This is a genomic window from Corynebacterium sp. CCUG 70398, from assembly GCF_024454055.1.
GTDB lineage: Bacteria > Actinomycetota > Actinomycetes > Mycobacteriales > Mycobacteriaceae > Corynebacterium > Corynebacterium genitalium.
On record NZ_JAGPYZ010000002.1, the window covers coordinates 270640 to 292116 of the forward strand.

The window sequence follows — 21477 nt, forward strand, 5'->3', positions numbered from 1 at the left end:
GGACAATTAACCTACAGCACGCGCTGTGTCACGCGCGTGTGCGATGACGGCGGGCACGCCGACGCCGCCCGCCCATGCGCCTGTCGCGGAGATGCCGGGCACTTGCGCCAATTGCTTATCGACGTCACGCACCACCCCCACATGACCCTCGTCGTAACGCGGAAGACCGCCGAACCAGCGTTGGACGTAGATTTCTTCGAGGCCTGCTTCCCTGCCGTCGAACCCTGTGATGGTCTGCAGGTCATCGAGTGCCCAGTCGACGAGGTCGTCTTCGGAGGCCGTGATAGCCAGGTCCGGGTTGTCGCCGTAGCGGCCGAAGCTAGCGCGCACGAGTGCCCCGCCGCGCTCGGCGAGGTGCGGCCACTTCTTCGACGACAGTGTGAACGCCTTCGCGCGCACATCCGGTTTAGCGGTGTCGGCGGTGTCAGCAGTGTCGGCGATGAGGATGCCGGAGTTTTCGGGCAGTCCGTCGCCGTCGGCGAAGCGCATGCCCACTACGGCGGAGTTCGCCAGCTTCACCTTCGCCAGCTCTTCGGCCACCTCGGGGGCAACGCGCTTCAGCAGCAGTGCCGCAGTCGGCGCGGGCACGGCGAGGATGACGTGGTCGTAGTGTGTGTCTTCGCCGCCGGTCAGCTTGTACTGGGGCGCGGCAGCGTCGCTGGATGAGTCGGCGCGCTCAATGCCAGAAATGAAGGCATCGATGTAAATATCGGCGCCGGATTGCTCGGCCAAGGTTTCGTAGAGTTCCTGGTAGCCGTCGCGGAAGGCGTTGAACACCGCGCCGTGGCCTGTGGGCAGCTCAGCGCGCTGCGCCTCCAAGTTGCGCACAGCCGTGGACAGGTGGACCAGGCGGTCGGGGTGCTCGGCGGTCAATCGATCGAATTCGGCGGCGAGCTGCGGGATCGTGGCACGCACGCCGAGGTCATCAGCCGTGCAGGAGTACACTCCCCCGAGCAGCGGGGAGACGATGATGTCGGCGACCTCGTCACCGTAGCGTTCACGCACCAGCGTGCCGACGTTGAGGTCGCCAGGGTCGGAATCAGGGGTGGGCCAGAAGAAGCCGGGGCGGTCGGATTCAGCGTCGATAAGCGCGGCGGTGTCGGCGGACACGAGGTGGGCGACAGTATCGGAGCGCCCGGGGATGCCCATGACGCCGCCGGTGGGCAGCTCGCGGACGGCACCGCCGGACCAGAGGAGCGAGCGCAGGCCGGAAGGCTCGACGAGGGAGTCGCCTAAGCCGAGGGACTCGAAAAACTCGACGGCGTCGCGGCGGCGCGCCATGAACGCCTCCGCTCCCATGTCTGTGGGGCCAGCTTCGAAGGCCACTGTGTAGAGCTTGCCGCCGATGCGGTCAGTGGCCTCGTACACGTCGACCGTGTGGCCGCTCGAGCGCAGCTCGTAGGCGGCGGTGAGGCCAGCCAGGCCGGCACCGATGATGGCGATGTTCATTTACGCCTCCTCGTGAATAATGCGGACTGTCTCGGTGATGGCGTCCGGGTCGGTCTCCGGGAGCACCCCGTGGCCGAGGTTGAAAATGTGGCCCGTTGCGGTGCCGGAACGCACAGCGTTGCTGGCTTCGCCCTTGATGCGGGCGACTTCCTCGCGCACGACGTCGGTGCCGGCGAAGAGCAGCGCCGGGTCGAGATTTCCCTGCAGCACCCTCGGGGCGGCGAAGCGTTTCGCGGCACGGTCGAGCGGGACGCGCCAATCGACGCCCATCACTTCCGAGCCCGCCTCCGACATCGCCCCGAGCAACTCACCGGTGGCCAGGCCGAAGTGGATGCGCGGGATCTCCCCGGCGACGGCGGCCAGGATCTCGGTGGAGTACGGCAGGACGTAGCGGCGGTAGTCGGCCTCGGTGAGGAAACCGGCCCAGGAGTCGAACAACTGCATCGCATCGATGCCGGCCTCGACCTGGGTGCGCAGGAAAGCGGTGATGGTGGGCACGAGCTTGGCCATCAGGGCGTGCCAGGTGTCCGGGTCGCCGTGCATCATGGCTTTGGTTTTCTCGTGGTTCTTGGACGGGCCACCCTCGATGAGGTAGCTGGCCAGGGTGAACGGGGCACCGACGAAGCCGATGAGGGCTTGGGTGTCGGTGAGCTCGGACAGGATGATCGAAATGCCTTCCGCGACGTCGGCGACATCGCCTTCCAGGACAGGCAGGGCGTCGACGTCGGCGCGGGAACGCACCGGCGACCCCATGACGGGTCCGCGCCCGGGCACAATCTCTACATCCACGCCGGCTGCCTTGAGCGGCACGACGATGTCGGAGAATAGGATCGCCGCGTCCATGTCGTGGCGGCGCACCGGCTGCATGGTGATCTCCGCGAGCAGCTCCGGCATGAAGCAGGAGTCCAGCATGGCGATACCTTCCCGTGCAGCGCGGTACTCGGGAAGGGAGCGGCCCGCTTGGCGCATGAACCACACCGGGGTGCGCGACGGGGTGCGGCCGGTAGCGGCGGCGATCAAGGGGGCGTGGTCAAGCGTGCGTCTGCTCATGGCTCCATTGTTACAGGCTCCGCGGGAAACGCCGCGCCCGCATCGACAATGACTCAATGAGCAGCGACGACCCGAGCATGAGTACCGTGGCGATGATCGGCGGGATCACACCAATGGCGGCGAAGAAGAGCATGGCGATGTTGTACATCCACGCCAGGGAAAGATTGCGGTCTTTGATGCCGCAGACATTGCGGGCGTGAGCGATGAGCTGGGGAACGGCGGTGACATCCTGACGCAGCAGCATCACCGACACGCGGCGGTTACGCTTGCGTCCCGTTTCAATGTCATCTGCGGTGGCGTACATGATGCTCACATCGGCGGCGCGCAGCGCATCAATCACAGTGCGGTCGCCGACCATGGCTACCTCTGCACCGTTGGCACGCAAGGTGCGGATGGCGCCGGGCTTCTTGTCGGCGGTGATGCCTGCCAGCACGGTGGAGATGCCTAGGTAATCGGCGAAGCGACGGGCGACGGCGTACGTGTCCCGGGTACACATGACCGTTTCTAGGCCTTGACCCTCCAGCAACGCAATGGCGTCGTCGGCGTCATCCTTGAACGGGTCATGCAATGTGATCACGCCGCGGTCTTTGCCCTTCCAATGCACCACAACGGGCGTGCCGCCAGAGGTCGCTGCCACCGCCAGGTTGCCCTTTAAATGGGACAGGTTGGAGGGGCGCCACAGCATAGCGTCGATGTGCGTCGTGCTCTCGTGGCCGTCTTCGTCGACGTACACCAGCGCCAGGCGGCCGGTGACATCGCCGGTGCGCGCATAGTCGACGCTGACCAGCTCGTAGCGCGCAGGCAGCTCACGGTCATCGTCGGCCCCGGCGCGGGCATCGCGGGCACCTGCCACGAGCGCACGCGGAACGGCGAACTGGGAGTTCATCGACAGAGCGCCGGCAATGCGCATCACCATTTCTTTGCTGTCGCCCTCGGCGGCCGTGACGGACTCGACGAACATCTCGTCCTGCGCGAGCGTGCCCACGCGGTTGAACACGATCGTGTCCACGGTCTCTAAGGTCCGCAGGGTTTCACCGTCGCGGACAAGCACACCGTTGCGTGCGGCGGATTCAATGCCCAGGCGCATCGCCAGCGCCGGCGAGAGCGCCAACGCGACTGGGGCCACGCCGGAGAGCACGGCCAATGCGGTGCGCAACGCCGCGTTATAGTCGCCCGTGATCAGCCCCCACAGCACAAAGCTTGTCAGCGCCACCGCCATCGCCACCGGCAGCAACGCCGCCGCTGCCTGCGCATGCTGCACAGAGGCGTAGCGCTGGCGCGCTTCGACGTCTGCCAACCAGTGCTCCACGGCGCTCCACCGCGTCGCGTGGCCGGTGCGCTGCGCGCGCACCTTGACTTCGCCCTCGGCGATGACGGAACCAGCGTAAATGATGGAACCGACTTTGACGTCAATGGGTTCGTGGGCGTCGATCAGCCCGGGACGCAGACGAGCACGGCCGCCCATGATCACACCGTCGACGGGAACGATCTCACCGACGTGCACAACAATGTCGTCGCCGCGGTTGATCTCCGAGACGGGAATGCGTTCCTCGGCAGCCTCGGCCTGGCCGCGTTTCTTGCAGAAGCGGATGTATTCGGTGTCGGGGTCGAGGGTGCGGGCGGTCATTTCGTCGAGAAGCAATGTGCGCGCACGGATGGAATACCGCCGCCCGATCAGCAGAAGCAGCGTGATGCCGCACGCGACATCGAGAAATAGCTCTGGGCCGTTCGCTGTGCCGCGGGTGGTGGCGAACCACGTGAAGCCCGAATGCCAGCCGCGGTGGCCGGTCGGCGCGGCAAAAATGACGGCGGCGGACCACAGGTACGCGATGATGATGGCGACGGCGCTCGCACCGTCAAGTGCTGTGCTGCCGCGCCGGACTCCGCCGAGCAATGCGCGGTGGAACGGTAACGCGCACCACGTGACCACCGGCGTGGCCAAGGCGAGTTCGACCCATTGCCAACCGTCGAACTGCGTAGGGCGGAAGTAGGCGAGCACGAGGACTGGCAGCGTGAACACCAGTGCCACCCACATGCGGGCGGGGGTGACCAAGTCGCGGGCGGTGTAGAGGACATCGTCCTGCGTGGGCTCCGTTTTGCGCTGCGGGGTGTACCCGGCGCGCCGTGCGCGGTCGAGCGACCGGTCCGCGCTCCGACGCCGGCGGCGCATCCGCGTGGGCACGGGGCGTTGGGAGCGGCGCCGGCCCGTTGTCATGTCGGCGGGGGCTGCGTGGCGCAGCTGCGAGGCGTCGGTCAGCCGCGCCGTGATGCCCAGTTCAGCGAAGACCTCGATGATCTGCTCCGGCCCCGTTGCAGCTGTCGCCGTGATCCAGGCGGAGTTGCTCGGGTGCACGATCTTGCACTCGACACCTTCGATCGTCTCCAGGGTGGCTTCGACCTCATCGATATCGGGCGCACCCGGCAGCCCCTCGAGAGTGAAGGAATAGGAGACATGCGGCCGGTCTTGAGTCTCTTCCTCGATGTATGCGGTCATCTCTACGTGCTCACTAAAAGCGGGGGCTCATCTTGTCCACGAACGCGTTCGCGTCCGGACGGAACGCGAACAGCATGGAAAACGCCAGCAGAATCACAATGACCATGGACGCCCACGACGTCAGCTGCACCATGAACGCCGCAACGTTGAGAAAGCAGCTCAGCGCCACGAACCCAGCCGCACATCGGCGGGCGATGCGGTTGCCGTGGCGGAAGTAGCTCGCCGCCGAGACCAACAGCAGCGCCAGCACAATGTTGCCGATGGACACCGCACGCAAGTTGGTCATGTAGGAAGCACGCAGCGACTCATTCGCCGGATCTCCCGGGAAGCCCTGGGATAGCAGCATCATCGCAGTCACCAGCATGAGCACCGCAGCGCCGCAGATGAGGTAGAACGCGATCTGCAGATTGCGCGGCCACGTGTCCCCAACTGCACCGCGGTAGCGGCGGTTCGGGTCGTTCGGGTCGCTCACGATCGTGGGGAACATCCCGGCCATGACGTGCACCTGCGTTTCTGTGTTCTGGGTTTTTAGTGAGTGCTTACGTCATTATGGTCTGTGGCGTCTTTGGCCGTCCACTTCTTCACATCGTCCTGGTTAGCGAAGATGAGGGCACAGATCGCCGCCACTCCCGCAGCGATCTGCAGCACGCCGTCGGCACCGATGACCGCGGTGGGCACATCCATGCCGGCAGGGTTGATCAGAAACACTGTGAGCATGCGCAGCGCAAAGAACACAGAGAACACCATCAGCAAAGTACGCGCGCTGTTCGCCCACTTCTTCTGCGCCGCCACGGCCCGCAGTGCGAGCGCAAGCAGCGCGACAATCAGCAGCGACAGCAGCGCCATGATGCTTATCGACGTATACGCCACCAACTTCACCTGCCCCTCGGACACCTCTTGCGGCATGCCCTTGCTGGCCTCACGCGCACTCTCGAACAGCGCGGAAGGATCCAACAGCGGCATCGCAATGGAGAAAAGCTGGTGCAACAACTCCGCACCGATCATGACCACCCACGTGACCAACAGGTAGCGCACGGCTTCAGGCCGCTGGTCAGGCCGAGCGTCCTGCGCGGGCGGCGCGGGCTGGGCGGGTTGTTGCGGTGCGGGCGGGGTTGGGTGGGTCATGGGCGGGGTCTTTCGTCGATAAGCATGCGAGCTGCGTCGAGCGCGAAGTACGTGAGAATCTGGTCGGCGCCGGCGCGTTTGATGGAGAGCAACGCTTCCATCATTGTGCGGTCTAGGTCAATCCAGCCATTGCGGCCGGCGGCCTGGATCATCGCGTACTCGCCGGAGACGTGGTAGGCGGCGACGGGGACGGGCGAGACTTCAGCGACCTTCGCCAGCACGTCGAGGTACGGCATGGCCGGCTTGACCATGACCATGTCCGCGCCCTCAGCCACGTCGAGTTCGACCTCCATGAGGGACTCGCGGATATTTGCCGGATCCTGCTGGTAGGTCTTGCGGTCGCCCCACAGGGAGGAACCGACAGCGTCACGGAAGGGGCCGAAGAACGCAGACGCATACTTCGCCGAATACGCCATGATCGCGACATCCGTGTAGCCCGCTTGATCGAGCGCGTGGCGGATCACTTCCACCTGGCCGTCCATCATTCCGGACGGGCTGACAATATGCGCGCCGGCCTCAGCCTGCGACACCGCCATCTTCGCGTACAGCGCCAAGGTGGCGTCATTGTCCACCGCCACATTGCCCTCCCGGTCGGTGACCAAGACGCCGCAGTGGCCGTGATCGGTGAACTCATCGAGGCAGGTGTCGGTCATGATGAGCAGCTTGTCGCCGAACTCGTCGCGCAGCCGCGCAATGGCACGGTTGAGCACGCCGTCCGGGTCCCAGGCCTGGGAGCCGGACGCATCCTTGTCCTCGCTGCGGGGCACACCGAACAAGTCAACGCACGGAATCCCCAAAGAAACAGCCTCCCGGCAGATCTCCACGAGAGAGTCCATGCTGTGCTGGTACACACCCGGCATGGAGGCGATGATGCGGGGTTTGCCCGATTCACCGAGATCGTCGGCAACGAACAGCGGCAAAATCAGGTCCGCCGGGTCCAGGCGGACCTCCGCCGTCATGCGGCGCATCGCAGCGTTCTGGCGCAGCCTCCGCGGCCGCCGCACCGGGCCAGTCAGGCTCGGTGCAGGCGAGTGGTTGAACGAATCTGTGGGTTCCGACGGTGTAGGCACACAGACCATTCTACGAATGGCGTCCACGGCCGTAGCTACGAGCGTCGGGCGCGACGCTTTTTCCGCGGCGGCGGCAGCTGGCCGGCAGCGCGGAGACCGGCGACATGCTCGGCCAATGCGTCGACAAGCGACGGTACGTCGGCGACCTCGGGCACGACATCGACCCGCAAGCCTTGCTCCTTCGCTTCCGCAGCCGCCATGGGACCGATGCACGCGATGATGGTGCGCGGGTGCGGCTTGCCGGCAATGCCGACGAGGTTCTTCACAGTCGAGGCGGAGGTGAAGCAAACAGCGTCGAACCCGCCGGTCTTGATCATGTCGCGCACTTCCGGTGCCGGCGGGGCGGCGCGGACAGTGCGGTAGGCGACGACGTCGTCGACTTCCCAGCCGCGCTCGACAAGGCCGTCAACAAGCACGTCGCTGCCGATGTCCGCGCGCGGCAGCAGCACGCGGCCGACCGGGTCGATCTCCTCGACATACTCAGGGAAGATGTCCACGAGGCCGTGCGCGTTCTGCTTCGTGCGGTGCGGGATGAGCTCCGGGATCATGCCGCGGGAGCGAATCGCGTCAGCGGTCTTCTCCCCCACTGCGGCCAGGTGGACCCCGGCAAAGGAGCGGGCATCCAGGCCGAGCTCCTCGAACTTGTCCCACACAGCGTCAACACCGTTGACCGAGGTGAACACGATCCACTGGTAGCGTCCCTCAACGATGCCTTTGATCGCGCGGTCCATCTGCGCCGGGTTGCGCGGCGCCTCCATGGAAATGGTGGGCACGGACTGCGGAATTGCGCCATAGGAGTTCAGCCGGGCGTTCATCACACCGGCCTGCTCCTTCGCGCGCGGCACGAGTACACGCCAGCCGTAGAGCGGACGGTTCTCCCACCAGGAGTACTTCGAACGGTCGTCGACAGCAGTGCCGATGGTGACCACGAGCGTGCCATCCAAGTCCGCATCGAGCTTGCCGACGGTCCCCAGCGTCGCATCAAACGTCCGCTGCAGACGGGTCGTACCGTTGATGGTCACAGTCAGCGGCGTCGACGCGGAGAACCCGCGGGCCTGCAGCTCGGTGGCAATGACCGGCAAGTGGCGGGCCTCGCCCTGGAGGACGAGCGGCTGCGGGGCGGCGGCGAGGCCGTCCCAGTCGATCGGCTCGTTGGCCAGGTCAGCTTCGGTGTAGGTGGAACCGAGCGCGATGCCGGCGAACGAGGGCACCGTCGACGGCAACGACATGCCGGGCACCACCTGGAACTCCAGGCCGGCGGCGGCGACAGCGGAGATCTCCTCCATGATGGCGTTGCGGGTCAGCGGGTTGCCCGCAACCAGACGGATGACGTCGCCATCGCCTGCTTCACCGCGGTCGATCGCCGCCTGCGCTTCGGCGAGGGCTTCACGCAACGGCTCGACGATCTCATCTCCGGCGGGTGCCTGTTCGCTCAGCTCTGCCGCAGTCGGGTCTGCCGGTTTCGCGGGCTTGCGGCGGGCTCCAGCCTCCTTGGCTTTGGCACACATGGCCTCGTACTCTTCCGCAGCCGCTTTCAGCTTGTCAGCCGGCACGGGGAGAGCGGATCCGACGACACCGCGCACACCGCCAGAGACGTCCGGATCGACAACGGCGATCGAGTTACGCTCCAGCACCTCGCGAGCGCGGATCGTCAACAGGTCGGGGTTGCCTGGCCCGGCGCCGACGAAAATGACCTTGCCAACGTTCTCGGGCGCTGTGGAGGAGGCAGCATTCATCAAAGAAATCTCTTCTAAACGGATCGTTTGAAAGCGTCAATCACTAGAAAACCGCCTTACGCACCAAGGGACGTGCCCGGAGCTCCCATTAACGGGGACCAGATGCACAGCGGCGCAGACGGCGTATGGTAGTTACACCTTAAAGTAAGACGGCTGTTTTGAAAAACCGTGCTTAGAGGAATTGGGCTGCTCCTGCGTCGAAAAGTTGCTGGGCGCACGCTTGGCCCACCTCGCGCGGATCTGTGCCGCTAGCTTCGCGCACGAGTTGGGCGGAGCCGTCGAGAGCGAACACGCCGCCGCGCACCATGATCTCATCTCCGTCGAGGACCGCAGACGCCGCGACGGGCGCGGTGCAGCCAGCTTCCAAGGTCGCAAGAACGAAGCGTTCGGTCAGGGCGCAGCGGGTGGCAAAGTCGTCGACAAGCGTGTCGATCGCTGTGACCGCCTCCGCATCCTCCGCCCGGCACTCCACGGCAAGCGCACCTTGGGCAGGTGCGGGCATGAAGTCCTCCGGTGCGAAGACTTCGGTGGCGCGCTCGCCGAGGCCGACGCGGGACATGCCTGCGTAGGCGAGCACCACAGCGTCGAGCTCACCGCTGGTCACGCGCCCCATGCGCGACTCGATGTTCCCCCTCAACGGGCGAATGTCCAGATCAGGGCGTTTCGCCCGCAACTGAGCGATGCGCCGGGGTGCGGAGGTGCCCACGCGGGCGCCGCGGGGCAAGTCGGCCAGTTTCAGGCCGTCGCGGGCAATCAGTGCTTCACGGCGGTCCTCCCGCACAGGAATGATCAGGTGCGTGCGCGGTTCGTGGGCGGTGGGAAGGTCTTTGAAGGAGTGGACGGCGACGTCAGCTTCACCGTCGAAAAGCGCCTGGCGGATAGCGGTGGTGAACACGCCGACCCCGATGCGCTCCACAGGGGCTTGCGACATGTCGCCGGCGGTGGTGACGATGGTCAACTCAGCGCTGTGTCCTGCGCCGACCAACGCGTCGCGCATGTGTCCGGCCTGGGTCGTAGCGAGCTTGGACCCGCGCGTGGCTACTCTCAACGTCTCTGTCACTGGCTTTCCCTTTCACAAAACCCGGCAAGCGAGCTCTTCTCATAATGAGCGCCGTCGTCGCCTGCGAGCCCGGTGCGCGTATCTTTGCCGCCGGTGAGGCCGAACAGCTCCTCGATGGCGATTTCGTAACTCACCTTCGACTGCGTGCCCGCTAGCTCTTTGATCTTCACGGTCGGATTATGCAAGAGCTTATCGACGATCCTGCGCACCGCCCGTTCCACTTCCCCGAACTCCCCGTCATCCAATCCGGGTAGGCGGGAGCGCAATTTGTCCAGCTCCGTCTGGGCGGTCTCAGCGGCGGTGACGCGCAGTTCGGTGACCATAGGGGCGACATCGCGCACACGCTGCTCGGTTGCATAGGCGGCCAGCTCCGTGGCGACGATGTCCTCGGCCTGCCCACGGGCATCGAGCTCCGGGCACATCGGAGAATCGGCGGAGTGCTTGAGAGCCTCGTGCAAGGCCTCGATGTTGATGAGGCTGACACCGGGCAGCTCGGCGACCGCGTCGTCGATGTCGCGCGGCAGGGACAGATCGACCAGCAGCGCGGGCCCGGGAATGTCCTCCGGGGTGATGGTGAAGCCGTCGCTCGCGGTCGCGGAGACCGCAATGTCCACCCGTGACAGTGCTCCGGCGCGGGCAGAAAAATCCACCACCTCGGCGGTCACACCGGCTGCGCGGGCGTGCTCGGCAAGCCGTTCGGCGCGCGAGCGGGTGCGGTTCGCAATGATCAGCTTGCTCACCCCGCGTTTACCCAGGTCCGTGGCGGCCAAAGAGCTCATTGCGCCGGCTCCAAGAACCAGTGCCGAGTGCCCTTCCAGAGTCGCGTCGGGAGCCAGTCCCTTCAGCCGCATTGCTTCATCGAGGGCAGCGGTGACCATGGAGGAACCAGCGTCATCGATATCTGTCTCGGTGTGGACGCGTTTACCGGCGTGCAAAGCAGACTGGACTAGCGCGTGCAGCGCCGGGCCGATCGTGCCACGGTCTGCGGCGTCCTGGTAGGCGGAGCGGACCTGGCCGATGATCTGCTGCTCCCCCACCACCATGGAGTCCAAACCGGCGGCGACGCGCATGAGGTGCTTCGCCGCGGCGTCGGCATAGCGGACATAGAGGTATCCCCGCAGCTGTGCCAACTCCACGCCCGAGAATTCGCTGAGCACACCCAGCACGTCGTTGACACCGGTGTGGAACGCGTTGGTGACGGCGTAGACCTCCATCCTGTTGCAGGTGGAGATGGTCATGGCTTCGCTGATGCTGGGTTGCTCAAGAAGAGCGCGTGCAGTCTGCTCCTGCACGGCGTTGTCCATGCTGAGCCGCTCCAGCAGCGCGACGGGCGCCGAGCGGTGGGACATGCCCACCACGAGAACACTCACGTTTTCCCTCCAAGCCAGTTCGCGATCATCCCAAAGGATACCCCCGCTGCCCAGTTCCCAGACAATCCCCTGATCGTCGCGTGCGAATCTAGCGCGAGTCTACCTGCCCGCCACGGGCGAGTTCCGCAGCCAGTTCCGCGTTATCGACTTCCCAGCAGGCGAACTCTTCACCGTCGATGACCACGACGGGAACTCGGTCACCGAATTCGATGGCTAGGCCGGGGTGGGCGTCGACGTCGACAAGCGAAAGACGCGCTCCCGCTTCCGCCACCACGGGCGCGATCTGCGCCGCCACGCGCTCGCACGAGCCGCATGTGGAGCGGACCATTAGTTCAACCTCAGCTACTGCACCCATTGGGAACCTCCTAACATACGATGGATCACACTACACACGAAGGGAGAGAAGGCTTGAGCGGCAATCTGCGGCGCTACCTTGAGGAGACTGCGCTTCCGCCTATCGACGACGCCCACCAGCGCACCGCAGGCGAAGCCGCCGCCTCCGCCGCATCCTCGACCGTAGGCCAGAGCGCTGAGCGCGTCACCGAGCCCGACCCGGACATCCCGCAGCACACGACCGCCGCTGCATTCTTCGACGTGGACAACACCCTGATCCAGGGAAATTCGCTCATCGCACTGGGCTACCAGCTGTTCAAGCGCGGATTTTTGACGCTGAGCGAGATCTTCCCGTATCTCGTGGCTCAAGGCCGGTACCGTTTGTTCGGCGCGGAGCTGCCAGACGCGATCGCGCAGGGCCGTGAGAAAGCGCTGAGCTTCATCACGGGGTGGAGCGTGAGCGAACTGCGCGACCTGTGCGCAGAGCTTGTCGACGCTCACTTGATCGCCCGCACCTACACCGGCACCCGCGAACTCGCCTCGATGCACATCAACGCCGGTGAGCAAGTGTGGCTCGTGTCCGCAACACCCGTGCAGGTCGGGCAAATTCTGGCTGAGCGCCTCGGTTTCACCGGCGCCCTGGGCACCGTTGCAGAGGAAGAGGACGGGCAGTTCACCGGCCGTCTCGTCGGCGATATCCTCCACGGCCCGGGTAAGGCGCACGCCGTGGCTGCTCTGGCAAAGGCACAGGGGCTCAACTTGGAGGAGTGCACCGCCTACTCCGACTCCGCCAATGACATTCCCATGCTGTCCATGGTGGGCACCCCCGTGGCCATCAACCCCGACAGCCAATTGAGAAAGCACGCCGCGAAACACGGGTGGCTCATCCGGGACTACCGCCCGGTGCGCCGGGTGTTCCTCAGCGTGCTTGTCCCCTTAGGCGCCGTAGCCGGCATTGGTGGCGGGCTGGCGTGGCGCCGCCGCCGGAAGCGCTAGGCCGAACGCTCGCCGGGGTCAACCAAAGCCAAAAACGCCCGCTCCGGCCAAACGGCAGGGGCGGGCGTGAAGCGGGGCAGTTTTACTTGCCCAGTTTGCGACGCTGAACGCGCGTACGGCGCAGCATCTTGCGGTGCTTCTTCTTGGACATGCGCTTACGGCGCTTCTTGATCACAGAACCCATAGGTTTCCTCGCTTCTCTTTGTACGTACAGTTCCGTGCCGCGTTCCGGTTCCAGGGCAGGTCCGGGGCAACGCCGCGAGGTGCACTCTCGAGGCGGCGCTCACGCAACATGAATGGGTACAAAGTTTAGCGCCGTGACCGGGCGAATCCAAAAAGAGGGGAGCTAACTCACGTCGGAGTCGACGTCGTAGACCGAGGAATCCAGGTACTCGCTGACGGCGTTCTCGTTCACGCGGAACGAACGGCCCACGCGCACTGCCGGCAGCTCGCCGGAGTGGACCAGACGGTAGACCGTCATCTTGGAAACGCGCATGATCTCAGCGACCTCAGCGACGGTCAGGAACTTGCCTTTATCTTCAGTTGCCATGTTCTAGTTAAACCTCCAGCACTAGAGAGCCGGTGCGCGCTGTAGGCTTCCCCTCCCACAGTTGGACACGCACGTGCCGGGACCAGCCTAGCGTGAAAACAGTGTCACATGCGACTCAAAAGCAAGAAAACTTTCACTTTTTTCACAGCGGACCCCGGGGTCACTATCGTCAATCTGGTTATTCTCCCAGCTCAGCCGCCCGATTGGTGGCAGCCTCTACGGCCCGATAGAAGGCCCCACGCATCCCGGATTCCTCGAGTTCCCGGACGGCTTGGACAGTCGTTCCTGCCGGAGAACACACGTCTGCACGTAGATCTGCGGGCGGCTTACCCGAGCGCGCCAACATGGCCCCGGCACCTTCTGCCGTACCCGTGGCCAGCAGCATGGCAGTCTCACGCGGCAACCCCATCTGCACACCGGCATCCACCAACGCCTCCGTGAGGAGGAAGTAGTAGGCGGGGCCGGAACCGGACAGGGCTGCGGCAGCGTCGATAAGCGACTCAGGCACGACGGCGACCTTGCCGCACGCACCCAGCAGCTCCGTGACGAGCTCTTGCTGGTCCTCATCGACATACTTGCCAAACGCAACAACGCTGATGCCCTTGCCCACCTGCATCGGGGTGTTCGGCATGACGCGGACGATGGGTGTGCCCGCGCTCTGCGCCGCCTCCGTCATCGCACCGAGCGTGACGCCGGCTGCCATGGAGACGACGACAGTGGCAGTCTCGTTGCTCGCGATCGTCTCCGACAGCTCCTCGATCAAATCCGTGACCGCGTACGGCTTCACGCACAAAAAGCACACGTCAGCGTTCGTCGTAGCCGCCTCGTTGTCGTCTGTCGTGTTCACGCCGTACCGGCGGTTCAGCTCCTCACTGCGCTGCGGAGTGCGGTTTGTCGCTGTGATCGTTTCCGGGTCGACGCCAGAGTTGACCAGCCCTGAGATCAGGGCCTCACCGATATTGCCTGCGCCGATGACTGCAATGTTGCTCATGGCTCACTAGCGTGCCACACCCGCCGAAATTCTCAACGAGAACAACCACGGGGATTCTTCTCCTGTAAGCGCAAACCCCGCACGCTGAGCGTGCGGGGCGGGCGGGGTCAGTGTTGAGACTAGACGGCTGAGATCAGCGCCGGGCCGAACGTCATCACCGCGCCGGCAACACCGGCGAGCGTGAGAGTCAGGCCGTCGCGGCCGGTCTTCATCGCGCGAACGAGCAGCACAATGAGGCCCGTTGCGGCCACAGCCAACACTGCGACCACAATCGCATTCATGGTGGCCCAAAGGTACTGGAAACCAAGGAAGACCAGCACACCCAGGATCAAGCCAGCGAAGACGAGCAGCACCAGCATGATCGGGTTGACACTAGTGTCCTCTACCTCAGCGTCGTACTTGGCCACATCCTCGTAGGTCGGCTCCACAGCGCCATCGGCGCGGGCTTCATTAAGGCGATCCTCTGCCCGCTCCTGACGCGGCTCGACCTTGCGGTCCCGCACGTCCTCGCGGGCCTCTTCGCGAACGGGAGCGGCAAAAGCAGCCGTCTTCGGCTCGGTGCTCTGCTCATCCTCGACAACAGGGATGACGTTGGTTTCGCTCGAATCGCGCTTCACCGGGGTCTCGTGCTGGACAGATGTCATCGGCGCGGGCTTCTCAGCAGGTTCCGGACGCACGGCAGGCTGAACCTGCGTAGCCGGCTCCGTCTCCGCGGCCTCAGCAGTGTCGCGCTCCTGGACAGCATCCGCGCGGGAAACCTTGCGCAGGGTCACGCCATCTGCGTTGTCAGGCTGCTCCGACGTGAGCTGCGTCGGCTCGGGCTTGGCTGGCTGCGCTGCCTGTGCTGGCTGAGCTGTCTGATCCGCCTCAGACTGGGACGACTCAGCTTGGGACGGCGTGGACTGAACAGGACGGAACTTGGTCAGTGCGACCGGGGACTCGTCAGAACGCCCCTCGGTGGCAGACACCTCGGCCGCATCCTTGGACGCGGACTTCTGCGCAGTCTTTTCCTCGGACTTCTGCTCGACCTTCTGCTCGTCCGCAGGCGCCTCCGACTCGGCGGACTTCACACCCGCGTCAGACTTAACTGCCTCGTCGGGCTTGACCGCTTCGGCTGACTCGGAGCTTTCGGCAGCATCGTCGTCAAGCGGCACAGAAGAGTGCTTGACCTGGGCCGGGCGGGCGTTGACCTTCTTGAAGGAGCCAGTCAGTTCGGCGACGGTCACACCGCCTTCTTCAATGCTGCGGCGACGACGGCGGCGGGGCTGGCCCTCAGCGTCGGTTTCGGGATTCTCCTGCTGCGCCCGGGCCATCAGCTCGGCAACAGTGAGTTGCTTTTCGGCCATCTACTCGTCTCCTTCAGACTGTCCCATGTCTATCTGACGCAGGATCACGCCTTCGCGCAATGCCCACGGGCAGATATCTAACTTATCAAGTTTCAGTGCCCTCATGGCTGCTTCCGCCACCAGCGCGCCGGCCACAATTTGGTGGGAGCGGTCGGAGGACACGCCTTCAAGCTCCGCCCGATCGGACGCCGTCATGCGGGTAATGAAGGCGATGAGCTGGCGCAAACCCGGAGCCGTCAGCGTGCGCTGGACGTAGGGGCCAGCGGACGACGGAGCGGAACCTGTCAGACGCGCCAAGGTCCGGAACGTCTTCGAGGTACCTACGGCCAGACCTGCTTCACCGCGGACGAGGAACTCTTCAGCGGCGGAAGACAGTTCCGCGTCAATGAAATCACGAAGAGCGTTCACCGTCTTCTTTTCCGGCGGGTCAGAGTCAAACCATTCATGGGTCAAGCGGCCAGCACCCAAGTCGAGGGAAACGTCGATATCCGGGACCTCGTCATTACCCGTGCTCATCTCCAGCGAGCCGCCGCCGATGTCCAAGTTGGTAATGCGCCCAGCGGACCAACCGTACCAGCGGCGCACTGCCAGAAATGTCAGCCGTGCTTCGTCCTGACCGGAAAGCACCTTGAGCTTCACGCCGGTCTTCTTTTCCAGGTGAGCCAGCACTTCTTGGGAGTTGGTGGCAGACCGCACCGCAGAGGTGGCGAAGGCGAGGAATTCTTCGCACTTGAGGTTATCCGCCAGATCAGCGGCTTCTTGCACCGCTTCGGTGAGCTTTTTCACGCCCTTGTCGTCGATGTTGCCCTCAGAATCGAGCATTTCCACGAGCCGCAGCGACTGCTTCCAGTCGCTCATTGGCGTCGGGCGGCCGCCGCTTTTTGCATCTACTGCCACGAGGTGGACAGTGTTACTGCCCACGTCCAATACACCTAGTCGCACAGGCTCAACACTAGACCGTCTACCGTGATTCACTGTGAACCAACCTGTGTTTTTGGGCTTTCCATCTGACTCCCCCGCTGGAAAATCAATCCGTGCAGGCCATGAATTGCCACCTGATTTCCCGCACGAATGGTTCGAATTCGTCCACCCCGACGATCCATTGCACTACTTCTCCCTCGACCTCACGTGGCTGGAATCGACATGGTCGTGCCGCTTCGGCACACCGCAGTGCCGCGGTATTTCACAAGAACTCCCAGTCGTTGGGTGCTGCATCCACGGTGCCTACCTGTCGGACGAGCACGACCGCGACGACCTTTACAACGCTGTCGCCGACATGCCCGCACGGTTCTGGCAGCTGCGCCCCGACGATGTCGACAGCTATATAGAGGCAGCCGACCCGACCGAGTTGGAGCCGTGGCTCGAGTGGGACGAGGACGATGAGGAACCCTCCATCAAAACAAAGCTTGTCGACGGAGCGTGCATCTTCGCCAACCGCCACGGCCACCCCACCGGCCCCGGGTGCGCACTGCACCAGTGGGCAATGGATGAAGGCCGCAACATCATCGGTTCAAAACCGGAAGTGTGCTGGCAGGTGCCATTTTCCCGCGAGGACTCGTGGGAGGAGCGCGGCGACGGCCAAGAAATCCTGCGCACCACCATCGGCGAGTACGACCGCCGTCAGTGGGGCGACGGGGGCGAAGACTTCGACTGGTGGTGCACCAACGACCCTGCCTGCCACTCTGGCTCGAGCACTGCGGTTCCTGTGTGGAAGTCGATGAAAGACGAGTTGACGCAGTTGATCGGTGCGGAGGCATACGGGATCGTCGCGAAGCATTGCGAAGCCCGCGCCGCACTACCCGCAGAATCGAAGGCCGTGCACCCGGCGACCCGCGCCGCACAATCGTGACGCCGCGACGCCGGCGACATCACGCTTCGAACTTGTAGCCCAACCCGCGGACAGTGATGAGCTGCTCCGGACGGGAGGGCTCTTGTTCGATCTTCGTGCGCAGGCGCTTGACGTGCACGTCGAGGGTCTTGGTGTCGCCGACGTAGTCCGAACCCCAGATGCGGTCGATGAGCTGACCGCGGGTGAGCACACGGCCAGCGTTGCGCATAAGGTACTCGAGCAGGTCGAATTCCTTCAATGGCATCGGAACAGGCTGGTCGTCGACGTAGACGGTGTGACGCTCGACGTCGAGACGCACGCGGCCGCCCTCGAGGATGTTCTCGCTGGACTCTTCCTCCCCCGGCGGGTCCGCAACATCGGAACGGCGTCGCAGCACGGCCCGGATGCGGGCGATCAGTTCGCGGGTGGAGTACGGCTTGGTCACATAGTCATCCGCACCGAGCTCGAGGCCGACGACTTTGTCGATTTCCGTATCGCGCGCGGTGACCATGATGATCGGCACATCGGAGGTGGCACGCAGCTTCTTGCACACGTCGGTCCCCGACATGCCCGGCAGCATCAGGTCGAGCAGAACCAAGTCGACATTATTGGCCTCGAACTGCGTCAGCGCGGCCTGGCCGTCCGGCGCGACAACCGCCTCAAAGCCTTCCTTGCGCAGAAGGTAGGCAAGCGGGTCTGCCAGCGATTCCTCATCCTCGACGATCAGGATGGTCGGTGTCATTGCTGCTCCTTATTGTCCAACTCGGCGATCTCTGTGGGAACGACCGTTGCACTCGACGGGTCCGGTTTGTGCACCGGCAACTCGATCGTGAACGTTGATCCCGTTCCCAAACGCGACCACAGCTTGATATTACCGCCATGGTTTGCCACGACGTGCTTGACGATGGCCAAACCGAGCCCCGTCCCGCCCGTCTGTCTCGACCGCGCCTTGTCCACGCGGAAGAAACGCTCGAACACACGCTTCTGGTCTTCCGGCGCGATACCAATGCCGCGGTCGGTGACGCGGATGAGCACCACCGAATCGCGGACGACTTTTTGGCTAACGCTGACTGGCTGACCTTTCGGCGAGTAATTGATCGCGTTTGTGATCAGGTTCGACAGAGCCGTGACCAACAGAGACTTGTCTGCCATGATCATTGTGTCGGTGCGTTCGCCGCGGTTGAGCTCGATCTCTTGGTTTTCGGCAGTGAGAAGGTTGCGTTCCATCGCTTCGTCGATGATCTCGTCGACGGTCACGGCGGCCATTTCCGGGAGCGCTTCAGCACCCTGCAGCTTGGACAGATTGATCAAGTCGGTGATCATTGCGCCCATGCGTTGAGCTTCCCCGACCAGTTTCTCACCGAAGTAGGTGACCATCTCCGGGTCGTTCGGGTCCTCCAGCAGAGCCTCGGCCAGCAACGACATGCCGCCGACGGGGGTTTTCAGCTCATGCGAGACGTTCGCCACGAAGTCGCGGCGGGCGGATTCCATGCGCACATTTTCAGACTCGTCCACCGAGTACACGATGATGTAGCTGTTCTCCGACAAAGTCAGCGGCTGCACCACCGCGCGCACGTTGTTCACGCGGGAGCCGGTCGAGCGGTGCTTGAGGTTCAATTCCAAGACGCGGGTCTCTGCGTCCTCAAACACTTGCTTGCCGACGCCCCACACCTCCGGGTTCAGCGTCCTGTCATGCACAATCGACATCTCGTGGGCGCGGCCGTTGGACAGGATGACGTCGCCTTTTCTGCCCACGACAGTGACACCGGTCGGCGACCCCTGGATGACCAAGTGCAGGATCTGGCTGACTGTGCGGACTTGGTTGTCTGCGGGGTTGTCGCTGGTACGGGTACGCCCCCGCCAGCGGCGGAGCCACGTGGTTCCGCCGATCGCGAGGGCGACGACAATGCCTCCCGCAAGGAAGGCGAGAACGTAATTCACGTGTTAATTATCGCCTACTGCGTCATGCAGGCTACTTGTTGCCTTGGTTGGCCACGGCGGCCGCGCCAGCCTCAGCGGCCTCCGGGTCCAGGTAGGTACCGCCCGGGTTGGTTACTTGGCCGTTGTCATCGAACTCGTACACCAGCGGCATACCGGTGGGAATGTTCAGTCCGGCAATGTCCTCGTCGGAAATGTTGTCCAGGTACTTCACCAGCGCACGCAGGGAGTTACCGTGCGCTGCGACCATGACGTTCTTACCGTCCAGGACCTGCGGCAGGATGGAGTCGATGTAGTACGGCAGGAAGCGCTCGACGACGTCCTTGAGGCACTCGGTGCGGGGAACCTCCGGCAGGAACGCGTAGCGCGGGTCGTCGGTCTGCGCGTACTCGTTGTCCGTGTCGATCTCCGGAGGCGGAGTGTCGTAAGAGCGGCGCCACTCCATGAACTGCTCCTCGCCGAACTCCTCACGGATCTCTGCCTTGTTCAGGCCCTGGAGCTTGCCGTAGTGGCGCTCGTTGAGGCGCCAGTTGCGGGTCACCGGGATCCAGTGACGGTCAGCCGCGTTCAGGGAAATGTTCGCGGTGCGAATCGCGCGACGCAGCAGGGAGGTGAACACGATGTCCGGCAGAATGCCCTTTTCTTTCATCAGCGTGCCGGCGTTGACTGCTTCAGCCTCGCCCTTTTCGGTCAGGTCAACATCGACCCAGCCCGTGAATTGGTTGGACTCGTTCCAGGTGCTCTGTCCGTGGCGTACAAGGATTAGCTTTCCGTTGCTCATAGCCCCCAGCATGCCATTTTCTGGCTATTTTCGCTGGTCATTTTTCTCACAGGAAGTTAAGTAGAATTTTAGAAAGATGTGGCTTATGTTCTTCATGTGATTACTCGTCGTATTTTCTCTCCCGCCGTCGTGCTGGCTTTCGCGTTCAGCACTCTCACCCTCGCCACCGCCACTGAGGCAGCACCGCAGGCCCATGCTGACACGGGCGCTGCAGCTGCTCCCGGCGCGCCCATGCGCGTGCTGCCGTATGACCCCGAATTCCCGTTTGGCCCCGATGTCAGCGTCGAAGAAGCCACGGGCATGGATATGCCGCCGGAGGCATTCACTCTCGCCTGCAGCCAAGGCCCCATTGGCGATGTGCTTCTGCCTGATGGCACGACCCAGCGCATCATGGTGACCGCTGGCCACTGCGTCGTCGGCGACACCGAGACCGGCCTGCTGCTGGGCAGCGATGTCTACGCACCCACGCGCGACGGCTACGAACGCATCGGCGCAACCGGCATGGTGCATTTCCAAGGCGGGGCGCCGGTGAATCCCCTCGCGATCCCGGAAACGGCGATGACCACGGTTGACTGGGGCATCGTGGTGCTTGACGACGACACTGCCGTCGACGGTTCCGCCTCCTCCAAGGACAAGGCGAACCGCAACGGCTCCACCCCCGTGACGCTGACCGGTGTGCGCGACTACCGCACGCTGCGCCCGGGCGAGGTTTCCTTCGACAACTTCGGCCAGCCGATCTGTAAGGACGGAATGATCGGCGCCCGCAAGTGCGGTTACCAGCTGCTCTACACGGCGGACAACGTCTGGCACGTCTCGCTGGATTACAAGCACGGCGACTCGGGCGGGGTGAACTTTGACCCCTCCACCGGTCAGATCATTGGCGTGTCCTCCCTCGGCGTGGGTCCGCTGGGCACCGCACAGCGCGCCGACCGCGCAATCGAGCTCGCCTACGACGTTCCCGACGGTCAAGTGAACGACTACTTCACCCCCGCCGCCCCGAACCAGCCGCGTGCAGAGTTCGTCTCCATGGACGAAGAAGACAACGCTGTCGACTCCTACATCCTGGAGAACAACCCGGATGTGGCCCCGGAGGATCTGGTTCCGCCCACCAACCAAGAGGTCTTCGGCATGGTGGTTGAGTCCGCTCAGCAGGATGCCGCTGTCATCGGCGCAGAGGCGCAGACGCTCGCCGCTGGCTCGGCCGTGGCTGTCGCCACTGGACAGGCAACGGTTCCGGAGGTTGCCTCCGCCGCCAATGAGTTCGCCACCGAGGTGGGAACGGCCGCCACGGCCTACGGCAATGCCCTGTCCAATGTCGGCTTCCAGTGGGCACTGGAGGAACTCGGTTACGAGTAAAAGG

Annotated in this window: 21 protein-coding genes; 3 read left to right on the plus strand and 18 right to left on the minus strand. The window is 64.1% G+C overall.

The genetic code is table 11. The features are described from left to right. Positions 1 to 6: 6 nt before the first annotated feature. The 10 genes from KBX07_RS03905 to KBX07_RS03950 all read right to left on the minus strand — a co-directional run bounded on the left by KBX07_RS03905 (position 7) and on the right by KBX07_RS03950 (position 11709). The gene (locus tag KBX07_RS03905) at positions 7 to 1449 is read right to left on the minus strand and encodes a protoporphyrinogen oxidase (protein WP_256023089.1); all 1443 of its coding nucleotides are present in this window, start codon (positions 1447 to 1449) and stop codon (positions 7 to 9) included. Further along, complete coding sequence (gene hemE / locus KBX07_RS03910; protein WP_256023090.1) at positions 1450 to 2499, minus strand: uroporphyrinogen decarboxylase; 1050 nt, start codon at positions 2497 to 2499, stop codon at positions 1450 to 1452. A gap of 10 nt (positions 2500 to 2509) precedes the next feature. Continuing rightward, a complete protein-coding gene (locus tag KBX07_RS03915; RefSeq protein ID WP_005286962.1) occupies positions 2510 to 4993 on the minus strand; it encodes a cation-translocating P-type ATPase in 2484 nt (827 codons plus the stop codon). A 13-nt stretch (positions 4994 to 5006) separates the two neighbouring features. Continuing rightward, positions 5007 to 5489 carry a hypothetical protein gene (locus KBX07_RS03920; protein ID WP_005286965.1) on the minus strand — a complete coding sequence of 161 codons (483 nt, stop codon included), beginning with the start codon at positions 5487 to 5489 and terminating at the stop codon, positions 5007 to 5009. A 32-nt stretch (positions 5490 to 5521) separates the two neighbouring features. Beyond that, positions 5522 to 6118, minus strand: coding sequence for a hypothetical protein (locus KBX07_RS03925; RefSeq protein ID WP_005286968.1), 597 nt, complete (start codon positions 6116 to 6118; stop codon positions 5522 to 5524). Next, positions 6115 to 7134 (minus strand): porphobilinogen synthase, encoded by a 1020-nt coding sequence (gene hemB, locus KBX07_RS03930; RefSeq protein WP_370687271.1) that lies wholly within the window; start codon positions 7132 to 7134, stop codon positions 6115 to 6117. The genes KBX07_RS03925 and hemB overlap by 4 nt, the downstream gene beginning before the upstream one ends. Positions 7135 to 7223: 89 nt before the next feature. After that, complete coding sequence (locus tag KBX07_RS03935) at positions 7224 to 8924, minus strand: uroporphyrinogen-III synthase (RefSeq protein WP_005286973.1); 1701 nt, start codon at positions 8922 to 8924, stop codon at positions 7224 to 7226. Positions 8925 to 9096: 172 nt separating this feature from the next. Beyond that, positions 9097 to 9921, minus strand: coding sequence for a hydroxymethylbilane synthase (hemC, locus tag KBX07_RS03940; protein ID WP_370687272.1), 825 nt, complete (start codon positions 9919 to 9921; stop codon positions 9097 to 9099). A gap of 59 nt (positions 9922 to 9980) precedes the next feature. Further along, positions 9981 to 11354 (minus strand): glutamyl-tRNA reductase, encoded by a 1374-nt coding sequence (locus tag KBX07_RS03945; RefSeq protein ID WP_256023095.1) that lies wholly within the window; start codon positions 11352 to 11354, stop codon positions 9981 to 9983. A gap of 88 nt (positions 11355 to 11442) precedes the next feature. Then, positions 11443 to 11709, minus strand: coding sequence for a glutaredoxin family protein (locus KBX07_RS03950; RefSeq protein WP_005286979.1), 267 nt, complete (start codon positions 11707 to 11709; stop codon positions 11443 to 11445). 53 nt (positions 11710 to 11762) lie between these two features. On the opposite strand from KBX07_RS03950, the gene KBX07_RS03955 reads away from it, so the two are divergent. Further along, positions 11763 to 12683: an HAD family hydrolase gene (locus KBX07_RS03955; RefSeq protein WP_370687266.1), complete on the plus strand. Its 921-nt coding sequence runs from the start codon at positions 11763 to 11765 to the stop codon at positions 12681 to 12683. A gap of 82 nt (positions 12684 to 12765) precedes the next feature. Here KBX07_RS03955 and KBX07_RS03960 read toward each other — a convergent pair whose 3' ends face one another. From KBX07_RS03960 to KBX07_RS03980, 5 genes are all read right to left on the minus strand, one after another. Beyond that, the gene (locus KBX07_RS03960) at positions 12766 to 12867 is read right to left on the minus strand and encodes a 30S ribosomal protein bS22 (protein WP_003855542.1); all 102 of its coding nucleotides are present in this window, start codon (positions 12865 to 12867) and stop codon (positions 12766 to 12768) included. Positions 12868 to 13029: 162 nt separating this feature from the next. Next, positions 13030 to 13233, minus strand: coding sequence for a helix-turn-helix domain-containing protein (locus KBX07_RS03965; protein WP_255997768.1), 204 nt, complete (start codon positions 13231 to 13233; stop codon positions 13030 to 13032). Between the two features lie 178 nt (positions 13234 to 13411). Further along, positions 13412 to 14224 carry a pyrroline-5-carboxylate reductase gene (proC, locus tag KBX07_RS03970; RefSeq protein ID WP_005286988.1) on the minus strand — a complete coding sequence of 271 codons (813 nt, stop codon included), beginning with the start codon at positions 14222 to 14224 and terminating at the stop codon, positions 13412 to 13414. A gap of 119 nt (positions 14225 to 14343) precedes the next feature. Beyond that, the gene (locus KBX07_RS03975; RefSeq protein ID WP_256023097.1) at positions 14344 to 15570 is read right to left on the minus strand and encodes a hypothetical protein; all 1227 of its coding nucleotides are present in this window, start codon (positions 15568 to 15570) and stop codon (positions 14344 to 14346) included. Beyond that, positions 15571 to 16512 (minus strand): Ppx/GppA phosphatase family protein, encoded by a 942-nt coding sequence (locus tag KBX07_RS03980; RefSeq protein WP_256023099.1) that lies wholly within the window; start codon positions 16510 to 16512, stop codon positions 15571 to 15573. A 34-nt stretch (positions 16513 to 16546) separates the two neighbouring features. Between KBX07_RS03980 and KBX07_RS03985 the strand changes: the two genes are divergently transcribed. Then, positions 16547 to 17419, plus strand: a complete 873-nt coding sequence (locus KBX07_RS03985; RefSeq protein WP_255994363.1) for a hypothetical protein — start codon at positions 16547 to 16549, stop codon at positions 17417 to 17419. Between the two features lie 19 nt (positions 17420 to 17438). Here the strand turns inward: KBX07_RS03985 and KBX07_RS03990 are convergent, their stop codons facing one another. The 3 genes from KBX07_RS03990 to KBX07_RS04000 are packed head-to-tail and all read right to left on the minus strand — an operon-like array spanning position 17439 to position 20117. After that, a complete protein-coding gene (locus KBX07_RS03990; protein ID WP_005286999.1) occupies positions 17439 to 18140 on the minus strand; it encodes a response regulator in 702 nt (233 codons plus the stop codon). Further along, entirely contained in the window at positions 18137 to 19339 is a 1203-nt protein-coding gene (locus KBX07_RS03995) for a cell wall metabolism sensor histidine kinase WalK (protein ID WP_005287002.1), read from the minus strand. The genes KBX07_RS03990 and KBX07_RS03995 overlap by 4 nt, the downstream gene beginning before the upstream one ends. A 31-nt stretch (positions 19340 to 19370) precedes the next feature. Beyond that, positions 19371 to 20117, minus strand: a complete 747-nt coding sequence (locus KBX07_RS04000; RefSeq protein WP_255997762.1) for a phosphoglyceromutase — start codon at positions 20115 to 20117, stop codon at positions 19371 to 19373. 78 nt (positions 20118 to 20195) lie between these two features. Here KBX07_RS04000 and KBX07_RS04005 point away from each other — a divergent pair, with 78 nt between their 5' ends. Further along, positions 20196 to 21473 carry a hypothetical protein gene (locus tag KBX07_RS04005; RefSeq protein WP_256001607.1) on the plus strand — a complete coding sequence of 426 codons (1278 nt, stop codon included), beginning with the start codon at positions 20196 to 20198 and terminating at the stop codon, positions 21471 to 21473. Positions 21474 to 21477: the final 4 nt, after the last annotated feature.

What these genes read in the sequence shown, in the direction of transcription:
- KBX07_RS03975 (WP_256023097.1), bottom strand. Translation starts at nt 15,570, where the DNA reads ATGGCCGAAAAGCAACTCACTGTTGCCGAGCTGATGGCCCGGGCGCAG.
- KBX07_RS04000 (WP_255997762.1), bottom strand. Translation starts at nt 20,117, where the DNA reads ATGAGCAACGGAAAGCTAATCCTTGTACGCCACGGACAGAGCACCTGG.
- KBX07_RS03990 (WP_005286999.1), bottom strand. Translation starts at nt 18,140, where the DNA reads ATGACACCGACCATCCTGATCGTCGAGGATGAGGAATCGCTGGCAGAC.
- KBX07_RS03920 (WP_005286965.1), bottom strand. Translation starts at nt 5,489, where the DNA reads ATGGCCGGGATGTTCCCCACGATCGTGAGCGACCCGAACGACCCGAAC.
- KBX07_RS03935 (WP_005286973.1), bottom strand. Translation starts at nt 8,924, where the DNA reads ATGAATGCTGCCTCCTCCACAGCGCCCGAGAACGTTGGCAAGGTCATT.
- hemC (WP_370687272.1), bottom strand. Translation starts at nt 9,921, where the DNA reads ATGCGCGACGCGTTGGTCGGCGCAGGACACAGCGCTGAGTTGACCATC.
- proC (WP_005286988.1), bottom strand. Translation starts at nt 14,224, where the DNA reads ATGAGCAACATTGCAGTCATCGGCGCAGGCAATATCGGTGAGGCCCTG.
- KBX07_RS03915 (WP_005286962.1), bottom strand. Translation starts at nt 4,993, where the DNA reads ATGACCGCATACATCGAGGAAGAGACTCAAGACCGGCCGCATGTCTCC.
- KBX07_RS03925 (WP_005286968.1), bottom strand. Translation starts at nt 6,118, where the DNA reads ATGACCCACCCAACCCCGCCCGCACCGCAACAACCCGCCCAGCCCGCG.
- KBX07_RS03965 (WP_255997768.1), bottom strand. Translation starts at nt 13,233, where the DNA reads ATGGCAACTGAAGATAAAGGCAAGTTCCTGACCGTCGCTGAGGTCGCT.
- KBX07_RS03950 (WP_005286979.1), bottom strand. Translation starts at nt 11,709, where the DNA reads ATGGGTGCAGTAGCTGAGGTTGAACTAATGGTCCGCTCCACATGCGGC.
- hemE (WP_256023090.1), bottom strand. Translation starts at nt 2,499, where the DNA reads ATGAGCAGACGCACGCTTGACCACGCCCCCTTGATCGCCGCCGCTACC.
- KBX07_RS03905 (WP_256023089.1), bottom strand. Translation starts at nt 1,449, where the DNA reads ATGAACATCGCCATCATCGGTGCCGGCCTGGCTGGCCTCACCGCCGCC.
- KBX07_RS03960 (WP_003855542.1), bottom strand. Translation starts at nt 12,867, where the DNA reads ATGGGTTCTGTGATCAAGAAGCGCCGTAAGCGCATGTCCAAGAAGAAG.